General features: G+C 65.8%; 21 protein-coding genes and 1 pseudogene. 6 read left to right on the top strand and 16 right to left on the bottom strand.

Annotation, left to right across the window (positions count from 1 at the left end):
- Positions 1 to 75: 75 nt before the first annotated feature.
- The 14 genes from AB1281_RS10315 to moaA form a co-directional block, all read right to left on the bottom strand.
- Complete coding sequence (locus AB1281_RS10315) at positions 76 to 1,407, bottom strand: MFS transporter (protein WP_014037437.1); 1,332 nt, start codon at positions 1,405 to 1,407, stop codon at positions 76 to 78.
- Between the two features lie 23 nt (positions 1,408 to 1,430).
- A complete protein-coding gene (locus AB1281_RS10320; protein ID WP_430345821.1) occupies positions 1,431 to 2,330 on the bottom strand; it encodes a peptidylprolyl isomerase in 900 nt (299 codons plus the stop codon).
- Between the two features lie 3 nt (positions 2,331 to 2,333).
- A complete protein-coding gene (narI, locus tag AB1281_RS10325) occupies positions 2,334 to 3,041 on the bottom strand; it encodes a respiratory nitrate reductase subunit gamma (RefSeq protein ID WP_010485313.1) in 708 nt (235 codons plus the stop codon).
- Positions 3,038 to 3,718, bottom strand: a complete 681-nt coding sequence (gene narJ, locus AB1281_RS10330; RefSeq protein WP_049444677.1) for a nitrate reductase molybdenum cofactor assembly chaperone — start codon at positions 3,716 to 3,718, stop codon at positions 3,038 to 3,040. Before narJ ends, narI begins: the two co-directional genes overlap by 4 nt.
- Positions 3,718 to 5,262 carry a nitrate reductase subunit beta gene (narH, locus tag AB1281_RS10335; protein ID WP_012511273.1) on the bottom strand — a complete coding sequence of 515 codons (1,545 nt, stop codon included), beginning with the start codon at positions 5,260 to 5,262 and terminating at the stop codon, positions 3,718 to 3,720. The genes narJ and narH overlap by 1 nt, the downstream gene beginning before the upstream one ends.
- On the bottom strand, positions 5,262 to 9,056 hold the full coding sequence (locus tag AB1281_RS10340) for a nitrate reductase subunit alpha (RefSeq protein ID WP_430345822.1): 3,795 nt from the start codon (positions 9,054 to 9,056) through the stop codon (positions 5,262 to 5,264). Before AB1281_RS10340 ends, narH begins: the two co-directional genes overlap by 1 nt.
- Positions 9,057 to 9,128: 72 nt before the next feature.
- The gene (locus tag AB1281_RS10345) at positions 9,129 to 10,547 is read right to left on the bottom strand and encodes a NarK family nitrate/nitrite MFS transporter (protein WP_430345823.1); all 1,419 of its coding nucleotides are present in this window, start codon (positions 10,545 to 10,547) and stop codon (positions 9,129 to 9,131) included.
- Positions 10,548 to 10,692: 145 nt separating this feature from the next.
- Positions 10,693 to 11,058 (bottom strand): hypothetical protein, encoded by a 366-nt coding sequence (locus AB1281_RS10350; RefSeq protein ID WP_430345824.1) that lies wholly within the window; start codon positions 11,056 to 11,058, stop codon positions 10,693 to 10,695.
- Complete coding sequence (gene mobA / locus AB1281_RS10355; RefSeq protein ID WP_430345825.1) at positions 11,055 to 11,597, bottom strand: molybdenum cofactor guanylyltransferase; 543 nt, start codon at positions 11,595 to 11,597, stop codon at positions 11,055 to 11,057. The genes AB1281_RS10350 and mobA overlap by 4 nt, the downstream gene beginning before the upstream one ends.
- 222 nt (positions 11,598 to 11,819) lie before the next feature.
- Positions 11,820 to 12,320, bottom strand: a complete 501-nt coding sequence (locus AB1281_RS10360; RefSeq protein ID WP_430345826.1) for a molybdenum cofactor biosynthesis protein MoaE — start codon at positions 12,318 to 12,320, stop codon at positions 11,820 to 11,822.
- Between the two features lie 3 nt (positions 12,321 to 12,323).
- Positions 12,324 to 12,584: a MoaD/ThiS family protein gene (locus tag AB1281_RS10365; RefSeq protein WP_049401279.1), complete on the bottom strand. Its 261-nt coding sequence runs from the start codon at positions 12,582 to 12,584 to the stop codon at positions 12,324 to 12,326.
- Positions 12,584 to 13,837, bottom strand: coding sequence for a molybdopterin molybdotransferase MoeA (locus AB1281_RS10370; RefSeq protein ID WP_430345827.1), 1,254 nt, complete (start codon positions 13,835 to 13,837; stop codon positions 12,584 to 12,586). Before AB1281_RS10370 ends, AB1281_RS10365 begins: the two co-directional genes overlap by 1 nt.
- Positions 13,837 to 14,832 (bottom strand): bifunctional molybdenum cofactor biosynthesis protein MoaC/MoaB, encoded by a 996-nt coding sequence (moaCB, locus tag AB1281_RS10375; protein WP_430345828.1) that lies wholly within the window; start codon positions 14,830 to 14,832, stop codon positions 13,837 to 13,839. Before moaCB ends, AB1281_RS10370 begins: the two co-directional genes overlap by 1 nt.
- A gap of 8 nt (positions 14,833 to 14,840) precedes the next feature.
- The gene (moaA, locus tag AB1281_RS10380; protein WP_430345829.1) at positions 14,841 to 15,821 is read right to left on the bottom strand and encodes a GTP 3',8-cyclase MoaA; all 981 of its coding nucleotides are present in this window, start codon (positions 15,819 to 15,821) and stop codon (positions 14,841 to 14,843) included.
- Between the two features lie 194 nt (positions 15,822 to 16,015).
- On the opposite strand from moaA, the gene AB1281_RS10385 reads away from it, so the two are divergent.
- Positions 16,016 to 16,420 (top strand): ribonucleotide reductase subunit alpha, encoded by a 405-nt coding sequence (locus tag AB1281_RS10385; RefSeq protein WP_075677990.1) that lies wholly within the window; start codon positions 16,016 to 16,018, stop codon positions 16,418 to 16,420.
- Here the strand turns inward: AB1281_RS10385 and AB1281_RS10390 are convergent.
- On the bottom strand, positions 16,414 to 16,743 hold the full coding sequence (locus tag AB1281_RS10390; protein WP_430345830.1) for a hypothetical protein: 330 nt from the start codon (positions 16,741 to 16,743) through the stop codon (positions 16,414 to 16,416). The two genes, AB1281_RS10385 and AB1281_RS10390, sit on opposite strands and share 7 nt — an antisense overlap.
- A 568-nt stretch (positions 16,744 to 17,311) precedes the next feature.
- Between AB1281_RS10390 and AB1281_RS10395 the strand changes: the two genes are divergently transcribed.
- From AB1281_RS10395 to AB1281_RS10410, 4 genes are all read left to right on the top strand, one after another.
- Entirely contained in the window at positions 17,312 to 17,689 is a 378-nt protein-coding gene (locus tag AB1281_RS10395) for a hypothetical protein (RefSeq protein ID WP_430345831.1), read from the top strand.
- Between the two features lie 209 nt (positions 17,690 to 17,898).
- Positions 17,899 to 18,399 carry a hypothetical protein gene (locus AB1281_RS10400; RefSeq protein ID WP_430345832.1) on the top strand — a complete coding sequence of 167 codons (501 nt, stop codon included), beginning with the start codon at positions 17,899 to 17,901 and terminating at the stop codon, positions 18,397 to 18,399.
- Positions 18,378 to 19,190 (top strand): hypothetical protein, encoded by an 813-nt coding sequence (locus tag AB1281_RS10405; RefSeq protein WP_430345833.1) that lies wholly within the window; start codon positions 18,378 to 18,380, stop codon positions 19,188 to 19,190. Before AB1281_RS10400 ends, AB1281_RS10405 begins: the two co-directional genes overlap by 22 nt.
- Positions 19,191 to 19,299: 109 nt before the next feature.
- The gene (locus AB1281_RS10410; RefSeq protein WP_430347025.1) at positions 19,300 to 19,446 is read left to right on the top strand and encodes a hypothetical protein; all 147 of its coding nucleotides are present in this window, start codon (positions 19,300 to 19,302) and stop codon (positions 19,444 to 19,446) included.
- 95 nt (positions 19,447 to 19,541) lie between these two features.
- Here AB1281_RS10410 and AB1281_RS10415 read toward each other — a convergent pair whose 3' ends face one another.
- Complete coding sequence (locus tag AB1281_RS10415) at positions 19,542 to 20,552, bottom strand: alpha/beta hydrolase family protein (protein WP_430345834.1); 1,011 nt, start codon at positions 20,550 to 20,552, stop codon at positions 19,542 to 19,544.
- A gap of 159 nt (positions 20,553 to 20,711) precedes the next feature.
- On the opposite strand from AB1281_RS10415, the pseudogene AB1281_RS10420 reads away from it, so the two are divergent.
- Positions 20,712 to 21,057, top strand: a pseudogene (locus AB1281_RS10420) (hypothetical protein).

Below are 21,057 nucleotides of genomic sequence, written 5' to 3' on the forward strand. Positions count from 1 at the left end.
CGGCCGCTGGCCGGCAACCCCCTCCACCCACCGCGCACCGTTCCGGTAGTGCCGGCCGCTGGCCGGCAACCCCGTTCACCTGCCGCGTACCCGCTCGGCCGCGGCCGCATCGATGGCTTCAGGCAGGTCGGTCTCGCGGTCGATCTGCGGGAAGTGACGGCGTTCCATGCGGCGTATCGCAAAGTGCATCCACGCCAGTGCAGCCGCCACCAGCACGAACAGCAGCATGAAACAGCTGCTCCAGATGCCCACGGCATCGTTCAATGCCCCGAACACGATCGGCAGGATGAAGCCACCCAGGCCGCCGATCATGCCGACCACACCGCCCACCGCACCCACGTGCTGCGGGTAGTACACCGGAATGTGCTTGTAGACCGCCGCCTTGCCCAGCGACATGAAGAAGCCCAGCACGAACACCAGCACGGTGAACATCACCACGCCGATAGCCAGATGGAAATGGATCGGGCCATGGATGCCCTTCACCACGTACTCGGTATCCGGGTAGGCCAGCAGGAAGGTGCAGATGGCCGACACGCCGAAGGTCCAGTACATCACCCGCCGCGCCCCCATCCGGTCCGACATCCAGCCACCGACCACGCGGAACAGGCTGGCCGGGATCGAGTAGCACGCCGCCAGCATGCCCGCGTGGCCCACGTCCATGCCGTAGGCGCCCACCAGGTAGTGCGGCAGCCACAGCGCCAGAGCCACGAAGCCACCGAATACAAAGAAGTAATACAGCGAGAACCGCCACACCTGCAGGTTCTTCAGCGGTGCCATCTGCTCGGCGAACGGCACCGGCTTCACGCCCTCGCGGCGGCGCTGCTCCAGCGACGGATCTTCCTTGCTGAAGAGGAAGAACAGCACCGCCGTGACCGCCAGCGCGACCGCCCAGACCTTGGCAACCATGGTCCAACCCGCGGCCACCATCACCAGCGGCGCCAACAGCTTGGTCACCGCCGAGCCGATGTTGCCGGCACCGAAGATGCCCAGCGCGGTGCCCTGCTTGCTGGCCGGGAACCACTTCGAGACGTAGGCCACGCCCACCGAGAAGTTGCCGCCGGCGATGCCCACGCACAGCGCGGCGATCAGGAACTGGGTGTAGGTCTGCGCATAGGTCAGCATCCAGGTGGCCACGGCGCCACACAGCATCACCAGCACCATCACCTTGCGGCCACCGAACTGGTCGGACCAGATGCCGAGGAAGACCCGGCTGACCGAACCGGTCAGTACCGGCGTGGCGATCAGCAGGCCGAACTGGGTGTCATTCAGCCCAAGCTGTTGACTGATCTGGATACCGATGATCGAAAAGATCATCCACACCGCGAAGCACACGGTGAAGGCGAACGTGCTCAGCCACAGCGCACGTTGCTGCTGCCCGGCACTGGCGGGGGCAAGGGCCTGGTTCATGAATTCTCCTCGTTCAAAGGGGGTCAGCCGATATCCGCTTCGGCTTCGATCTCATCCAGCCCGCGCACCGGGTAGCGCTCCTGCAGCTGCAGCAGGTAGGCCTGCACCTCGCGCTGCCGTACCTGCAGCTCCAGGTAGTCACGCAGCTGCGGCAGCACCGTCTCGAACGGCTGCGGCAGGCCTTCCTCGCGGGCATCGACGCAGACCACGTGGTAGCCCCAGCGCGATTCCACCGGGAAACCGGCCAGGCCTTCGCGCAGGCGGAACACCTGTCGGTCGAACTCCGGCGTGGTCTGCCCACGCTGCAGCCAGCCCAGGTCACCGCCTTCGCTGCTGGACGGGCAGCGTGAATGGCGCAGGGCGAAATCGGCGAACAGGTGCGGCGATTCCTTCAGCAGCCCAACCAGCCGCTCGCCCTCGGTACGTGCAGCGAAGCGCCCGGCCACGTCGTCGGCCGGCGCGGCCAGCAGGATATGGCGCAGGTGCACGCGATCGGGGGAGCGGAAGCGCTCCGGGTTCTGCTCGAAGTAGCGGCGGCAGTCTTCATCGGTCGGCACGCGGTCTTCGATCGCGTCTTCCAGCAGCTGCTGGATCAGCACTTCCTCGTCGCTGACCCGGTTGCCCTCCGGCGCCTGCAGGCCCAGCCGCTGCGCCTCCAGGCGCAGCAGCTCGCGCACCACCAGTGCACGTGCCGCCTCGGCGCGTGACTGTTCCGGGCGCATCGCCCGATGGTGCTGCATCTCGCGGGCGATGTCGGCCTCGCTGATCGCGGTCTCGTCCACGAACAGCCGGCACGGTGCCGGCTGCCCGAGCGAGCGCGGCCCCTGCTCTGCCGCGTCGTGGTGATGCGAATGCGCCTCGGCAGGCACCGGTGCGGCGGAGTCGATCACGGTGATCGGCAGGAATTTCGGCAGGCTGCCCATGGTCTACTCCCGCGGACCGTAGCGCAGCGTGGCCTGGCGGCGGCGCACCACCTGGTAGGGCCGCCACAGATAGCTGATCGGAATGCTCCACACGTGCACCAGGCGGGTGAACGGCGCGATCAGGAACAGGGTCAGGCCCAGGAAGATGTGCATCTTGTAGACCCAGCTGACGCCCTCGATGTAGTCGGCGGCACCGGCACGGAAGGTCACGATGTGCTGCGCCCATTCGGCCAGCTGCACCATCACCCCACCGTCCAGGTGGCCGGACGAGATGCGGATGCTGTACAGGCCCAGGCACAGCTGGGCGAACAGCAGCACCAGCACCAGTGTGTCACCGAAGCTGCCGGTGGCCCGTACCCGCGCATTGAACAGGCGGCGTACCAGCAGGATGCTGATGCCGATGAAGCACAGCGCGCCGAACACACCACCGACCACCATCGCCAGCATCTGCTTCTGCGACGAGGTGATGAAGTGCTCGTACACCGCGTGCGGGGTCAGCAGGCCGACCAGGTGGCCGCCGAGGATGGCCAGGATGCCGATGTGGAAGCAGTTGCTGCCGATCCGCATGCCCTTGTCCGACAGCATCTGGCTGGAGCCGGTGCGCCAGGTGTACATGGCCTTGTCATAGCGGGCCCAGCTGCCGATCAGCAGCACCGCCACGGCGATGTACGGGTAGTACTGGAAGGCGAATTGATGCAGGGAGTAACTCATGGCTGGACCTCTCGATGCGAAGGACGGGCCGGCGAACGCACGGGCGGCTTGCAGTCTTCGGCAGGGGCTTCGGCGCCGAAGCGCACCGCCTCCTCCTCCCACAAGCGGTCCATGGCCTCGGCGGTATCGTCGCGGACTTCTTCGCTGGCACGCTGGCGCAGCGCCTGCAGATCGGCCTTGCCGTCACCGGCTTCGACCAGGATCTCGAACAGCACCCGGTGCGGCAGCTCACGCTCGGCGGCACGCGCCGCCAGCATCCCGGCGATATGGCCGATGTGGTGCAGCCACTCGCGGGCCTCGCTGCCGGGGCGATGGGCCAGGAACTCCAGCAGCAGCGGCAGGTAGTCCGGCAGCTCGCGCGCATCCAGTTCGAAGCCGTTGCGGCGGTAGGTTTCGACCAGATCGACCATGGCCTGGCCACGGTCGCGCGATTCGCCATGGATGTGTTCGAACAACAGCAGGCTCATCGAGCGGCCGCGGTCGAAACTGGCCAGCCATGCGGCCTGTGCGTCCAGCGCATCGGTGTCCAGCAGCTGCTGCACGAAGCTGCGCAGCTGCTGGCGGCGGGCAGCGCTCAGCGCCGGGTCGTCGCAGGCGGCGAGCAGCTCCTCGCCGTGCTGCCACAGTTCTTCACGGGGGTAGTCCAGCAGCACCCCGACCAGCTTGAGCACGCTCATCACACCACCTCCTTGCGGCGGTGGTTCGGCCCCTTGTCCACCACGAAGGTGGTGCTCTTGCGCTGACCGAACAGGTCGGCCGGGCTGTCACCGTTGCAGCCGTTGCCGAAGGTGAAGCCGCAGCCGCCGCGCTCGCCGAAGGCATCGTTGGCGTACTCGCGGTGGCCGGTCGGAATCACGAAACGGTCCTCGTAGTTGGCGATGGCCAGGTAGCGGTACATCTCTTCCACCTGGGCGATGCTCAGCCCGGTCTGCTCCAGCACTGCGGTGTCTTCCACGCCGTCCACGTTCTTGGCACGGCGCCAGGCACGCATGGCCATCAGCCGTTCCAGCGCACGCACCACCGGCGCCTCGTCACCGGCCGTCAGCAGGTTGGCCAGGTAGCGCATCGGAATACGCAGCGAAGCCACGTCCGGCAGCTCGCCGCTCATGCCCACGCGGCCACGCTCGGCCGCGGACTGGATCGGCGACAGCGGCGGTACGTACCAGACCATCGGCAACGTCCGGTATTCCGGGTGCAGCGGCAGCGCCAGCTTCCAGTCGATCGCCAGCTTGTACACCGGCGACTGCTTGGCCGCATCCAGCCAGCTGTCCGGGATCCCTTCCTTGCGCGCGGCGGCGATCACCGCCGGGTCGTTCGGGTCCAGGAAGATGTCCAGGTGGGCCTGGTACAGGTCCTTCTCGGCGGCCACCGAGGCGGCCTCGGCGATGCGGTCGGCGTCGTACAGCATCACGCCCAGATAGCGGATGCGGCCCACGCAGGTCTCCGAACACACCGTCGGCTCACCCATCTCGATGCGCGGGTAGCAGAAGATGCACTTCTCCGACTTGCCGCTCTTCCAGTTGTAGTAGATCTTCTTGTACGGGCACGCCGACACGCACATGCGCCAACCGCGGCACTTGTCCTGGTCGATCAGCACGATGCCGTCTTCCTCGCGCTTGTAGATCGCGCCCGACGGGCACGCCGACACGCACGCCGGGTTCAGGCAGTGCTCGCACAGGCGCGGCAGGTACATCATGAAGGTCTTCTCGAAGGCGCCGTAGATCTCCTTCTGCACCTGGTCGAAGTTGTAGTCGCGCGAGCGCTTGCTGAACTCCGAACCGAGGATCTCCTCCCAGTTGGGGCCCCACTCGATCTTCTGCATGCGCTCGCCACTGATCAGCGACCGCGGCCGCGCGGTGGGCTGGTGCTGGCTGTCCTTGGCGGTGTGCAGGTTCTGGTAGTCGAAATCGAACGGCTCGTAGTAGTCGTCGATCTGCGGCAGATCCGGATTGGCGAAGATCTTGGCCAGCATCCGCCAGCGGCCGCCGGCACGCGGCACCAGCTTGCCGGCGCGGGTGCGCACCCAGCCGCCGTTCCACTTGTCCTGGTTTTCCCATTCCTTCGGGTAGCCGATGCCCGGCTTGGTTTCCACGTTGTTGAACCAGGCGTACTCGACGCCCTCGCGCGAGGTCCAGACGTTCTTGCAGGTGATCGAGCAGGTATGGCAGCCGATGCACTTGTCCAGGTTCAGCACCATCGCGATCTGTGCACGGACCTTCATCACACCACCTCCTTGGCAGCGGCCGGTACGGCCTCGCCGGTCGCTCCTGCGCGTCCTGCGCCCGCGACACTCGAACTTCCTTGTTCATCGTCCAGCCAATCGATCTTGTCCATCTTGCGCACGATCACGAACTCGTCGCGGTTGGTGCCGCAGGTGCCGTAGTAGTTGAAACCGTAGGCCAGCTGCGCGTAGCCGCCGATCATGTGGGTGGGCTTGAGCACGATGCGGGTCACCGAGTTGTGGATGCCGCCGCGGGTCCCGGAAATCTCCGAGCCCGGCACGTTGATGATGCGTTCCTGGGCGTGGTACATCATCGCCATGCCCGGCATCACGCGCTGGCTGACCACCGCACGCGCGGCAATCGCACCGTTCACGTTGAACAGCTCGATCCAGTCGTTGTCGACGATGCCGGCACTGCGCGCGTCATCCTCGCTGATCCACACGATCGGGCCACCGCGCGACAGTGTCTGCATGATCAGGTTGTCGCTGTAAGTGCTGTGGATGCCCCACTTCTGGTGCGGCGTGATCCAGTTCAGCACGATCTCCTTGTTGCCGTTCGGGCGCTGGTTCAGCAGCGGCTCCACCGTGCGCGTGTTGACCGGCGGCCGGTAGCCCATGAAGGCCTCGCCGAAGTCGATCATCCACTCGTGGTCCTGGTAGAACTGCTGGCGGCCGGTCACCGTTCGCCACGGAATCAGCTCGTGCACGTTGGTATAGCCGGCGTTGTAGCTGACGTTGTCGTCTTCGAGGCCCGACCAGATCGGCGAGGAGATGATCTTGCGCGGCTGCGCCTGGATGTCACGGAAGCGGATCGCCTCGTGCTCCTTGCCCACCGCCAGGTGGGTGTGCTCGCGGCCGGTGAAGGTACCCAGCGATTCCCACGCCTTCACTGCCACGTGGCCATTGGTTTCCGGTGCCAGGTGCAGGATCACCTCGGCCGCGTCGATCGCAGTCGAAATGGCCGGGCGGCCGTGGCTGACGCCCTCGTCGTGCACGGTGTGGTTGAGCTTGCCGAGGAATTCGACCTCGTGCTTCGTGTCCCAGCTCATGCCCTTGCCGCCGTTGCCCAGCTTGTCCAGCAGCGGGCCCAGCGAGGTGAACTTGCGGTACAGGTTCGGGTAGTCGCGCTCCACCACCGTCATCGACGGCATGGTCTGGCCCGGGATGGCCTCGCATTCGCCCTTCTTCCAGTCGGCCACGCCGAACGGCATGCCCAGCTCGTTCGGAGTGTCGTGCAGGGTCGGCACCAGTACCAGGTCCTTCTCCACGCCCAGCACGCCGGGCGCCATCTCGCTCACGGTACGGGCGACCTCCTTGAAGATCTCCCAGTCACTGCGCGATTCCCATGCCGGGTCCACCGCCTTCGACAGCGGGTGGATGAACGGGTGCATGTCCGAGGTGTTGAGGTCGTCCTTCTCGTACCAGGTCGCGGTCGGCAGCACGATGTCCGAGTACAGCGCGGTGGTGCACATGCGGAAGTCGAGCGTGACCAGCAGGTCCAGCTTGCCTTCCGGTGCCTCGTCACGCCACGTCACTTCCTCCGGCTTGATCGCCCCCATCTCGCCCAGGTCCTTGCCCTGCAGGCCATGGCGCGTGCCGAGCAGGTGCCGCAGCATGTACTCGTGGCCCTTGCCCGACGAACCCAGCAGGTTCGAGCGCCAGATGAACATCATCCGCGGATGGTTCTGCTGTGCATCCGGATCGGCGAAGGCGAAGTCCAGCGAGCCGTCCTTGAACTTGCCCAGCGCGTAGTCGGCCGGGGCAACGCCCGCCGCGTCCGCCTCGCGTACCAGCTGCAACGGGTTGCGGTCCAGCTGTGGCGCACAGGGCAGCCAGCCCATGCGCACCGCGCGCAGGTTCAGGTCGGCCAGGCTTCCGCTGTACTTGCTGGCGTCGGCCAGCGGCGACAGCAGCTCATCCACCTGCAGCTTCTCGTAGCGCCACTGCCCGGTGTTGAAGTAGAAGAACGAGGTGCCGTTCATGTGGCGCGGCGGGCGGCTCCAGTCCAGGCCGAACGCCAGCGGCTGCCAGCCGGTCTGCGGGCGCAGCTTCTCCTGGCCCACGTAGTGCGCCCAGCCACCACCGGTCTGGCCCACGCAACCGCACATGATCAGCATGTTGATCAGGCCGCGGTAGTTCATGTCGTTGTGGAACCAGTGGTTCATGCCCGCGCCGACGATGATCATCGAACGGCCATGGGTCTTGTCGGCGGTACGCGCGAACTCGCGGGCGATCTCGATCACCTCGGCGCGCGACACGCCGGTGATGCGCTCCTGCCAGGCTGGGGTGCCCGGCACCATGTCGTCGAAGCTCGATGCCACGTTGCCGCCGCCAAAGCCACGGTCCACGCCGTACTGGGCCAGCAGCAGGTCGTAGACCGTGGCCACCAGGGTCTCGCCACCCTCGGCCAGGGCCAGGCGACGCACCGGGATGTTGCGCTCAAGCACGTCGTCGGCCGGCGCCGCGGTCCACCCGTCGGTCTCGATGCCACCGAAGTACGGGAAGCTCACCGCTTCGATGCCCTCATGGCCATCGGACAGGCTCAGGCGCAGGCGTGTATCGGCGCCCTTGCTTTCCTTCTCCTCGATGTTCCACTTGCCCTTCTCGCCCCAGCGGAAGCCGATCGAGCCGTTGGGCACCACGATCTGGCCGCTGGTCTCGTCATAGGCCAGCGTCTTCCAGTCCGGGTTGTTGGCTTCACCCAGCCCGCCCAGTTCACTGGCACGCAGGAAGCGGCCCGGTACCAGGCGGCCGTCGTCGCGGCGTTCCAGGCGCACCAGCATCGGCATGTCCGAGTACTGGCGGCAATAGTCCTGGAAGTACTGCGAGGGCGAATCGACGTGGAACTCGCGCAGGATCACATGACCGAAGGCGAAGGCCAGCGCCGCATCGGTGCCCTGCTTCGGGTGCAGCCAATGATCGGTCAGCTTGGCCAGCTCGGAATAGTCCGGGCAGATCGCCACCGTCTTGGTGCCGTTGTAGCGCGCCTCGGTGAAGAAGTGCGCATCGGGCGTACGCGTCTGCGGCACGTTCGAGCCCCAGGCGATGATGTAGCGGCTGTTGTACCAGTCGGCCGATTCGGGCACGTCGGTCTGCTCGCCCCAGATCTGCGGCGAGGCCGGCGGCAGGTCGCAGTACCAGTCATAGAAGGACAGGCAGGCGCCGCCCAGCAGGGACAGGTAACGCGCACCGGCGGCGTAGGACACCATCGACATCGCCGGGATCGGCGAGAAGCCGACCACGCGGTCCGGGCCATACTGCTTCACCGTGTACAGGTTGGAGGCGGCGATGATCTCGTTGGCCTCTTCCCACTGCAGGCGCACGAAGCCGCCCATGCCGCGGCGGGTCTTGTACGAACGCGCCTTCTCCTTGTCCTCCACGATGCTGGCCCAGGCATCGACCGGGGCCTTGCTCTTGCGGGCTTCGCGCCACAGGCGCAGCAGCGTGCCGCGGATCAGCGGGTACTTCAGCCGGTTGGCGCTGTACAGGTACCAGGAATAGCTGGCGCCACGCGGGCAGCCACGCGGTTCGTGGTTGGGCAGGTCCGGGCGCGTGCGCGGGTAGTCGGTCTGCTGGGTTTCCCAGGTGACCAGGCCGTTCTTGACGTAGATCTTCCAGCTGCACGAACCCGTGCAGTTCACGCCGTGGGTGGAACGCACGATCTTGTCGTACTGCCAGCGGGCGCGGTAACTGTTTTCCCAGTCACGGCCTTCGCTCTTGGCGAATCCGTGGCCATCGGCAAAGGTCTGGGGGTCACGCTTGAAGAACTGCAAGCGATCGAGGAAATAACTCATCGGGGGTCTCCCTTTGCGGACATCGGCATCGTGGCTGTGTGTGTCATCTGGCTGCGGTGCGTTTTCATGTCGTCAGCAGGGTGTCTCGGCACCGCGCCGGTAGTACCACCACCAGGTCACGGCCAGGCAGGTGACGTAGAAAACAACGAATCCGTACAGCGCCATGTCGGGGCTGCCGGTCAAGGTGATGGACGAGCCGTAGCTCTTGGGAATGAAGAAGCCGCCATAGGCACCGATCGCACCGGAGAAACCGACCACCGCGGCCGACTCGATGCTGGCCTGGTGCGCGGCCGTGGCCTTGCCTTCGGCGTTGTCGTTGGCCGACCAGCGCTCATGCAGGGTGCGGAAGATCACCGGGATCATGCGGAACGTGGTGCCGTTGCCGATGCCACTGAGCACGAACAGCGCCATGAAGCTGAGCAGGAAGCCATGGAAGTTGCCGCCCTGGCCGTCGCTGGGCAGGAAGTGCAGCACGCCGAACACGGCCGCGATCATCAGCGCGAACACCCAGAAGGTCAGGCGTGCGCCACCCCAGCGGTCGGCCATGCTGCCACCCACCGAGCGCATCAGTGCACCGAGCAGCGGGCCGATGAAGGCGTAGGCCAGCGGGTTCACATCCGGGAACTGGCTCTTCACCAGCATCGGGAAGCCGGCAGAGAAGCCGATGTAGGAACCGAAGGTGCCGATGTACAACCAGCACATCAGCCAGTTGTGCTTGCGGCGGAAGATCACCGCCTGCTCGGAGAACGACGAGCGGGCGCTGGTCAGGTCGTTCATGCCGAACCAGGCCGCGATGGCGCACAGCGCGATGGCCGGCACCCAGATGAAGCCGGCGTTCTGCAGGAACAACGGCGCCCCACCCTCCAGCGTGGGCTGCGGTGCACCACCCAACGCACCGAACACGCCCACGGTGATGACCAGCGGGATCACCGCCTGCGCCACCGACACGCCCACATTGCCCAGGCCGGCGTTCAGGCCCAGCGCCAGGCCCTGCTTCTGCTTGGGGTAGAAGAAGGAGATGTTGGACATCGACGATGAGAAGTTCGCGCCACCGAAGCCACACAGGATCGCAATGGCCACGAACACCCCGTACGGCGTGGCCGGGTTTTGTACCGCAAAGCCGAGCCAGAGCGTCGGCGCCAGCAGCGAGGCCGTGGACAGCGCAGTCCAGCGGCGGCCGCCGAAGATCGGGATCACGAACGAATAGAAGATGCGCAGCGTGGCGCCGGACAGGCTGGGCAGCGCCACCAGCCAGAACAGCTGGTCGGTGCTGAAATTGAAGCCGATCTTCGGCAGGCTGATCGACACCGCCGAGAACAGCACCCAGACCGAGAAGGCCAGCAGCAGCGAGGGGATCGAGATGACCAGGTTGCGGGTGGCAACCCGCTTGCCGGTGCGCTCCCAGTAGCCGGGATCTTCCGGCGTCCAGTCGCTGATGACGCGACCCGGACGGGCAGTGCTGCGGACAACAGGATCGCTACCGACGGTCATACATGGCTCCAAGGCTGTGGAATGACGTGGGTACTGCGTTTCAAGTTGTGACCCGTCGTCATGCAGCCATTAGGCCGCGCAGCAACAACGACGGGGTTGATCTGGATCAATCAGGGACCGGTTTCCGCCGTGCCCCTGACAAATGTCAAACCGGTGAAGCGGTGGTGCGGCGGGTCACCCCGCGCTGGCGCACGCTGTCGCGCACGTCCACATCGAACTGCAGCTGAAGCTGGCTGCCATCTTCCAGGGCAATGTCGAAGGGCAGGCCCTCCCGGCACGGCAGCCGCGCCGCCAAGGCCTCGACGGCCAGGCGCGGCAGTACCAGGCGACAGAAGGTGCCACCATCGAGCAGCACCGGTTGATCGCCGCCGTGCAGCGACACCGCCATGCCCCAGCCCTCGATACCGCCAAAGCGGGTCATGTTCTCGACCGATTCACCGGCCAGCAGGCGCGCCAGTTCGGCCTCGTCCAGGCGAAGCCGTACTGATTGGTCCTGCAACTGCACTTTCATGACGCAACATCCTCCCATTGTTCGGGGGTATTGCAGTTGACCAGGCAGGCTTCGTCAACCGGCGCCAGGGCCACGGTATTCACGCCAAGACGACACTGCAGGGCATGCAGCGAGCGCGGGCCGTCCGGATCACCCAGCATCGATTCAAGTACGTTGCGGCAAGCATCGTCTATATCCACCAGCATGGGCAGGGGGTGATCGGAAAAGATCGTGCACGGACCGCGATGGCCGTCACGCAATTGCTGCAGCAATCGCGGCGGCAGCAGCGGTGTGTCCACCGGCACCACCCAGGCCGGGCCATCGGGCATGCGCATCGCCACGCTGTAGAGCCCGCCAAGCGGCCCACAACGTGCCACGCGGTCCGGCACGCCGCCGAACGCCGGATAATTTCCGCTGACCCAGACCTCGCGTGCGCCAGCCTGCATCAACAGGCCCCGCATGTGTTCCAGCAGCGTGCGCCCCTGCCACGGCAGCAGCGCCTTGTCGCGGCCCATCCGGCTGGACAGGCCGCCGGCCAGCACGATGCCGTTGACGCTCATCGCAGTAGAGCCACGCCATGCGTGGCTGCGCCGGCCGGATTCATCGGGAAGGCCACATCCACGCATGGCGTGGATCTACTGGACCCCACGGCCATCCAGACATTCGGTGGTGGAGCCACGCCATGCGTGGCTGCGTCGGCCGGATCCACCGCAGAAGCATCCACGCATGGCATCGCCCGGGCACCCCGCAGTAGAGCCACGCCATGCGTGGCTGCAGCGGGGTCAATGCTCGTGATCGTGCGCATGGTCATGGGCATGTGCGGGTTCGTTGTCCGCGTGGCACAGGCTGCAGCCTTCGCTCCACTCGCTGTCGCCGTCCTCGTAATGCTCCTGCTTCCAGATCGGGCACTGGTGCTTCACCGCCTCGATCAACTGCCGGCATGCGCGGAACGCCTCGTCACGGTGCGGGCTGCCCGCCGCCACCACCACCGCCACATCACCAATGCCCAACCGGCCCTTGGCATGGGCCACATACAGCTTCAGCTTCGGACCGAACGCCGCCTCGACCTCGGCGGCCAGGCGCTTGAACTCGTTCAACACCAGCGGCTCGAACAGGTCGTAGGTGATCCCGGTTACCGGCCGGCCGATGTTGACGTCGCGCACCTTGCCGATGAACACGTCGATGCCGCCGAAGCCCGGATCGGAGACGGCAGCGATGCCTTCGACTGGATCGATCGCCGCCTGCGCGCGGTCCACCACCTTCGCGATGATCTTCTCGCTCATCACTCAGCCCCCGCTCACCGGCGGCAGGATCGCCACCCGGCCGTCATCGGGCAGCGCCTCGTGGTCACGCAGCACGCGCTGCTGGTCGGCAAACGCCGAATAATCCAGCAGGCCCGCGCGGAAACCCGGCCAACGCACCGGCAGCAGCTCGCGCAGCGCCTGGCGCAGATCGGCCACGGTGCCACCGGCCACCTCCACCGCGATCTCGCGGCTGGCATCCAGATCGGAAAACGCGCCAAACAACTGCAGATTCACCTGTTTCATCATGACTCCTGGCTCGCCAGCTGCACCGGGTCATGGTGACCCCAGCCCTGCACGCGCACGTAGGTGCCAGCGTTGGCCAGGTCTCCCTCGGCCTCCAGTACCACCCAGGCGTTGGCCTGCAGCATGGACTTCAAACGGAACGACTCCTGCCCGGACAGCACGCGCGCACTCAGGCGCCCCTGACCGTCCACTTCCACCCGCGCCCGCGCGTGGAAGCGCAGGCCCGGCGGCTTGCGCACGTCGGCCTGCAGCGGCAGCTGCAACACGGGTTCCGGTGCCAGCCCCAGCAGGCGGCGCAGCACCGGCTCCACGAAGAAGCGCTGGCCCACGGCGGCCGACACAGGGTTGCCGGGCAGGCCGAAATACAGCGCGCCGTTGGGCAGCACCGCGAACAGCAGCGGCTTGCCCGGGCGGATCGCCACCTTGTGGAACACGATGCGCGCACCACGGCCACGCAGTGCATCGGGAACGAAATCGTAGCGGCCGGCCGACACCGCGCCCGTGCTGATCAGCAGCTGCGCGCCGGCAGCCAGCGCTTCATCCAGCACCGCATTGAACGCGGCCACGTCATCACCCACCGTGCCCTGCCAGACCACCTCGGCACCTGCGGCCTGCAGGCGGCCCACCAGGTACGGCCGGTTGCTGTCGCGAATCTGGCCGGACTCAAGCGTCTGCGCCGCCTCGGTCACCAGCTCCTTGCCGGTGGCGATCACCGCCGCCTTCGGCCGTGCCACCACCGCCACCTGGCCCACGCCGATGGCATGCAGCAGGGTGCGCGCATTGATGTCCAGCACCTGCCCGGCCTGCAGCACACGTTCGCCGTCGCCCACATCCTGGCCGCGCTGGCGCACGTTCTGGCCCGGCTTCACCGTGCCCTTCAAGGCGATGCGGGTCGGGCGTCCCTCCTCGCTGGCGAGGACGTCCACGTTCTCGACCGGCACCACCGTATCCAGCCCAACCGGCATGCGCGCGCCGGTCATGATTTCCCAGGCACCCTCGCCGCCTTCGGCGCCGGCATCGCCGGCTGCCTGCCAGCCCTGCACGGCAAATTCGGTACCGGCTTCGAACGTCGCGCCGTTGGCGCGCAGCGCGAAACCGTCCATCGCAGAATTGTCGAACGGCGGCAGCGACTGCTCACTGATGATGTCACTGGCCAGAGTGCGGCCGCCGGCCTCATGCAGCGGCAGGCGCTCGGCCGGCAGCGGCGTGGCCGCATCCAGCAGGTGCTGCAAGGCTTCGCTGTAGGCAATCATCAGTGGCCACCACCGTCGACCATCGCCAAGGCGTGGCCCAGCACCGGCGCCAGGATATCCAGGCACTGCGCCGCCGCCTTCGGGCTGCCCGGCAGCGCGAACACCAGCATGTTGCCCAGCTGCACCACCTCTGCGCGGCTCAGCCAGGCCATCGGCGTGTGCTGTGCGCTCAGTGCCCGCACCATCTGCGCCAGGCCATGCACCGGCCGCGCGTTCAAGGAACGCAGCGCCTCCGGGGTCAGGTCACGCGGGCCCAGCCCGGTACCGCCGGTGCACAGGCACAGGCGCACGCCATCGGCAGCCAACGCCTGCAGGCGGCCCGCCAATGGCTCGATGCCATCAGGCAACACCTCGGCGGCCACGACCTCACCGCCCAGCTTTTTCAGGCCGGTCACCAGGGTCGGGCCGGACACATCCTCATAGGTGCCCTCGCTGGCGCGATCGCTCAGCGTGATCACTGCACAGGCCGCGCCCTCCAGCCCCTTCGGCGCACACGGCTTGAACCGCGCGCGCTCGGCATCGTCCATGCCATCCGGGTGCAGCCACACACCGCGCTTGCCGCCTTCCTTGAACAGCAGGCGGATGCCTTCGATGCGCAGCGCCGGTTCCACCGGCTTGCTCAGGTCGTACAGGGTCAGCAGCGCCGCGTTGACGCCGGCCAGTGCTTCCATCTCCACGCCGGTGCGCGCCTCGCTGGCGCACTCGCACCACACGCGGATCGCCTGCCGTTCCGGCACCGGCGCGCAGAACACCTGCACCAGTTCCAGCGGCAGCGGGTGGCACAGCGGCATCAGCATCGAGGCCATCTTGGCGCCCTGCAGGCCGGCAATCTCGGCCATCACCAGCGCATCGCCCTTGGGCAGGCGGCGCTCGACGATCAGCGGATAGGCCACCGGACCGGCATGCAGCTCGCCCACCGCCACCGCGCGGCGGCGGGTGATGCGCTTGTCGCGGACATCGGCCATGTGGAAGGCCGCATTCAATTCCCCACTCATCGTGTTGCTCATCCTCCGATGGAGGCCAGGTGCGGGGTCAGCCCGGTCTGGCCCTGGTGCAGTCCATGCCCGGCCGCTTTCAGGCCAAGCTGTGTGGTGATGCGTGCCAGCAGCGCGTCGTGGTCGTCGTCGCTCTGCAGCAGCGGGCGCAGCGGCACGCCGAACTCGCCGAACAGGCACAGCCGCAGGTCGCCCTTGGCGGTCACCCGCAGGCGGTTGCAGCCCTTGCAGAAGTCACGCGAATACGGGGCAATGATGCCGATGCTGCCGCGATGGTCGGGATGGCCGAACTCGCGCGCCGGGCCGGCATCGGCCGCGCGTTGACGCTCGTGCCAGCCAGCGGCGAGCAACTGCTCGATCACCAGGTCGGCGCGCAGGTGGTGGCGCTGGAAATAGGCTTCGTTGTCGCCGGTGCGCATCAGTTCGATGAAGCGCACGCTGAAGGGGCGGTCGCGCAGGTAGTCCATCCACTGCGGCAGCTCGTCGTCGTTCAGGCCACGCAGCAGTACCGCGTTGAGCTTGATCGCCGGCAGGCCCAGCGCCTGCGCCAGCGCCAGGCCCTGTTCGATCTCCGGCAGGCGGTCGTGCCCGGTGATGGTCCTGAAGCGTTCGCGCTGCAGGCTGTCCATGCTCACGTTCAGCGCGGTCAGGCCGGCGCGGTGCCAGCCCGGCAGGCGCCGCGGCAGCAGCGTGCCATTGGTGGTGATGGCCACCTTGCGGATGCCCGGCACCGCCGCCACGGTGGCGATGATCTCGTCCAGGTCCTTGCGCAGGCTGGGCTCGCCGCCGGTCAGGCGGATCTTGCTCATGCCCAGCGCGGCGAACGCACGCACCAGGCGCGCGATTTCATCCACCTGCAGGAAGCGCGGGCGGCCATCGGCCTGGTAGCCGTCGGGCAGGCAGTAACTGCAACGGAAGTTGCAGGCTTCGGTCAACGACAGGCGCAGGTACGGAAAGCTGCGTCCGAAACCGTCGGTGAGTTGGCTCATGGCTGGTCCACCTTGTTGCTCCACCGTCTTGCCTGTGCCCGGAACGGCCCGGAAACCCTCGTCTGCTGGAACGATTGCCAGAGTACGCGGCCGTCAGTTCCATGTGCATGACTTAAATCAATCGTCTTCGGCCCCGCGCGGCAGGCGTTATGGCAGCATGCGGCTTTCCGTGCAGCGGGCGTGTGACAACCCTCATGATGATGAACGATTTCCAGCAGCTGCTGCACGCCGCAGGCCAGCAGGCTGAACCGCAACGCTTGCTGTTCGTATTCGTGCGCGCCGAGCTGCCCGAATCGCCCACCAGCGACCAGCGCGACCGGCATGACCGCCGCGAGGGCGGCACCCTGTCGCCGGTGCTGTGCGTGGACAAGCTGCCGGCCGAGGTGCCCAGCTTCCAGGCGCTGGCGACCGAATCGACCACCACCGGCATCGACTGGGATCTGGTCTTCGTGGCGGCGCTGGATGGCCGCGCCGGTTTCGCCCCCAATAGCGACGAAGCCGCCCGCCCGCTGCAGCTGATGGTCAACGCCATCCATGACGGTCAGATCGGCCGCTTCGCCGCCTTCGACCGGGGCGGCGAGCCTGTTCAGTTCTATTGAGCCACCAACTGCAGGGTCAGGAAGAAGATCACCAGCACGGTGTTCAGCCCCCAGGCCACGGTCAGCCCGCGCGCGGCCACGCCCAGGTTGGGGGTGCGCGCGGTGGGCGCCGCCCGCCAGACCGCCGGGATGATCCAGCCGGTATAGAGCAGCAGCACGGCAAAGACCCCCAGCAGCAGCGGGGTGCGCTGGTTGGCCAGGGCCCAGAGGGCGACCGCCCACAGAATGTTGCTGGGAATGACGCCCTGCAGCCAGAACACACTCCAGAGGCGGGAACGGCCCTGAGTGTCGGGGGTTGGGTGCAGCGAAGCGGTCGCGGTCATAAGTCTCCTTCTGGTTAGGAAACGTGCCGGACCAGCCTGCGCTTGGTGGCTGGGAACGTCAACCCGAGTCGCACGTCACGCTTTGGCGTCTGTAGAGTCGAGCGATGCTCGACTCAGGCCCCTGCGGAGCCTGTCGCCATCGCCCCTCCCCACCCGCGCCCTTCCCTCCCCCAACCTCGACACCTGTCGCAGATTGCACGGTGCGGGCGGATCACCACGCCAGCCCGCGCTGGCAGTGCTTAACAGCGTGGGAGAATGCCGAAAGCGTCTCCAATCGAGTGATGTTTGCAACTCTTCTGATTGGCATTGCTCAGCGACAGGGGCTCAGATGGCGTGCCACCGGAAAAGGGTGGCCGGGTTTCGAATCCCGAGTTGGTCCTGAGTGATTGCGCTTGCCAGTCGGCGTCCACATTCCGTGGCGCCGGCTGGCAATCCGTCTGCCGGCTATGGCGGGCGGTGCGTGGGGGCGTTCGCGCCCACCGGCTTGGGACCAACCCGGATTCGAACCATGCACCGCCTGCCACTTTTATGGGTGGCGGCTACCGATTGCCCTGCACGGAGCCTTGCCATGAACGAATCGGACTTCCCCCATCTGCACGCCTACCGCAGCACCGCCCACGACGACGGTTCGCCACAGGCCGCGCCCGCAGTGGACAGGAACACCTTCATTGCCAATCTCAACCGTATCGGCTCCGGTGCGGCGGCTGATGGGCAGCCGTGGCCGGAGCGGCATCAGCTGCCCGGTCGCTGCCTGGCCCTCGCCGATGCCGATTGCGCGTTGAGTGGATTGCGGGTGGTGCTGGAAATGCTGCTGGCGGCGGAGCGCACCCGGCAGAACGGCGAACCCGAGCAGTACGTGGGCGACCGGGTGATGGAGGGGTTGGTCATGGCCTGTCAGTCGTTGTGCGCGCAGGCGGTGGGGCGGTTGCAGGTGGGTGAGCAGTAGCCTCTATCGATGTCGCCTCTGCCCCCTTTTCGCCCCGGCGTTCGCCCGCACAAATGCGACGCCCTTCTCCTTACCCGCCCTGCGATGGCTGCTCCAGACTGGCGCGCGCCCCCATCCTTCTGACGACACGACCATGCTGGCAAGGCTGATCAGGGCAATTGAATGGCTCGCCCCCTCAGAGTAGGGCAGACGGAGACGCCGAAAAACCAATGAAGATTGTCAAGAGCACTTTTGCATTGCTCGTCGCAGCTGGTTGCTGCTCGACCCCCCACATCGCACAGGCGTATCAGCTGACCCGAGAAGAGGCAGATGTCAGGCTGATAGGAAGCATCCCTGCGATCTGCCTCCCGCAAAAAGCCCGGCGGCCGTTCCCAGTGTCCTACGTGATGATGATGGAGTCCCACGCACTCCAAGCTGGAAGGTGGGCCATCGAGCTGAAGGACGGCGCCGATCCGATGAAACTCAGGCCTGGCAATTGCATTTCATACGGTTCAATGCCTGACGGCTACCAGCATGATCCAGCCGAAGGCGGCAGAGAGAACTCTCCTTTGAGTTTGAACACAATCTACTACTTTCGAATGGTCCGGAGAATTCCGATTCTCTGGTACATGCCTACCGCAATCTACGAAGCGACATTCTGCTTGAAAGAGGACACCGATGGCACCGTCAGCATTCAGAAGGAGTCAGCATGCCCCGACTCAAGCAGATGAGTCTTCCAATGCCAGCAGCAACCCTCGCCCTCCTGCTTCTGAGCGGCTGCCACCTTACCCGGAATCAAGCACTTTCACCCAAGCCGGAGGCTGGCACAGTCAAAGTGACCGTCAAGGTCCCCGAGGAGCTTGCAGCTAAAAACATGCAGGTGATCTACCGCTCGACGAAATGCACCACGACGTATCGGTCCACGCTGGACTGGGAAAAACGTACACGAGACAGCTATGCGGGACTTGAGCTTCAGCCTGTGCGCCGCCCAGGAACGAATGTTTACGAGGCCACAGTGGCAGTCAATGGCGGCGGCGCGTGCCGCTGGAAACTCAGCAACGTCACCTTTGGAGTCAAGTACGGAGATCCATCCAGATTTGGAGATGATGTGAGGTTTGGCATGGGAGGCAATGTCGTTGCAATGTTTGATGAGACAGATTCCGCACATGGAGGCCCCAACGCCGAACCAATCCTCAGCGCTGAAGGCGTCCTTTCAGTAAAGCAGGACTATTATCCATGGCTGATGGAGTGGTTTATCGGCGGACATCGAAAGACCATCAACCTGACGACGGATGCAGACATATACATCAAGTATCGGGCACCTAACGCACGCGCCATCCACTTCGAACCCATTTTCCATCCCGGATTTCTGACCCTCTCGGTGCAACCCAAGATGAAACGCGAGGGCAGTGAAACCATCTTTTACTATCCCGATGGCAGTAGCAGGCCAGAGCCATATCTCGACAAGCCCCGGTTCAAGACGCTTCAGGACATCCGAATGGCCACTGAGGCGAGTCACTGATGAACTGAGCCGTTCGGCTGAGCCCTCCACGAAGGGGCAATCACCATCGAACGGCGTCGACTGCCCGCGCGTTGCCAAACCCTCGTCTCGCCGACACTGATTGCGCATAGTGCTGGAAATGCTGCTGGCGGCCGAACGCACGCGCCAGAACGGCGAATCTGAGCAGTACGTGGGCGACCGCGTGATGGAGGGATTGGTCATGGCCTGCCAGTTGTGGTGCACGCGGGCGGTGGGGCGGTTGCAGGTGGACGTGTAAGGCAGTGCGACGCGACGGCCAAAAGGGCAGAGGTATCGCGCTGCCTCGTACTTCATTTGTCTGTCATCCGCAGGCGTGCCGCCACCGTCACCCGCTCAGGACTTCTTCGTCACCCACGTCCAGACACGCGACCAGATCTCCGGTGCGATCGAGATGCGCTTGCCCGGACGGGCTGAATCAGTCACCCGCATCCCGTGGTCGGCCTCCGGATAGACCCAGTAGTCAAGGTTGCTGCGACCACGCGACAGGAACGCCACCATCGCAAAATCGGTGTTGATGATTGGGGCCTTGTCATCGTCACCGCCCTGCACCAACAGCAGCGGAATCTTCAGTGCCAGCATGTCGTCCACCACGGCATGCGCACCGAACCCGGACCAGCGCCGGTTGGTCTCGCCCATGAACTGTTGCTCCAGACCGAGCGGATTGGCATGGATCGCCTTGATGGCCGCGAAGACCTCCTCGACGGCGGCCTGCGCTTCGGCGCGGGTGATCTCGCCCCGTTCGGCACGCAGCCGCTGCTCGATGATGAAGTCCTGGTACTGCGGCAAGGCCAGTCCGCCCCACCCTACAGCCTTGTCCGCGTGTACCAGGCCTGCCACCGCAAAGACATATTGCGCTCCCTCGGACCCGCCCATGATCACGACCTGATCGACCCTGGCCCCCAGCGTGCGGCGTGCGGCTGCAATGGCCTTCACCGTGCGCGCGATCAGATTGTCGCGCGCAAGTCCTGCTCGATAGAGGGGCCCATCCAGCTGCACAGGTCTTCCTGTTGCCTCGTCCAGCCGCATATCAGCAGAGAACGGAATCCCGGGCTTGTCCACCAGCAGGAAATGCGCGCGGTCGCGAAATGCGAAGAGATCGCGGGGAAAACTGGTTCCCTGGCTGCCGTCGCTGAAACGCTGGAAGTGCGGGAATGCACCTGAGCCTGGCAGCCATACCACCAGCGGCCCTTTGCTGCTGGCGTTCACGTTGTCGATGTGCCAACCGATCTCACCCAGCGCCGGGTCGTGCACCACGTAGCTGTCGAACTGCGCCGGGGTTGCCGCCTCCAGCGCCGCCGCAGGGCTTGCCAGCACCGCCAGAACCACTGCCAGAATCAAGCGCATCACCTTCCCCTTGATGTGTTACTGCACTGAGCCGATACGTTGCACAACCCAGTACCGCGCCACAAGTGCGCAACGTATCCGTGCCGGGGCGGGGCGGGCCTCGCAGAGTAGACCTGGACCGGGCCAGTGCGTACCGATTGCCCTGCACGGAGCCTTGCCATGAACGAAACCGACTTCCCCCATCTGCATGCCTATCGCGGCACCGCCTGCAGTGGACAGGAACACCTTCATTGCCAACCTCAACCGCATCGGCTCCGGTGCGGCGGCCGATGGCCAACCCTGGCCGGAGCGGCATCAACTGCCCGGCCGCTGCCTGGCCCTGGCCGACGCCGATTGCGCGTTGAGCGGGTTGCGGGTTGTGCTGGAAATGCTGCTGGCGGCGGAACGCCCCCGACAGAACGCCGAACCCGAAGAGTACGTGGGCGACCGGGTGATGGAGGCGTTGGTCATGGCCTGCCAGTCGTTGTGCGCGCAGGCGATGGGACGGTTGCAGCCCGAAGGGTGA

The organism is Stenotrophomonas sp. NRRL B-14846 (genome assembly GCF_050473585.1).
In the GTDB taxonomy this organism is placed as follows: Bacteria; Pseudomonadota; Gammaproteobacteria; order Xanthomonadales; family Xanthomonadaceae; genus Stenotrophomonas.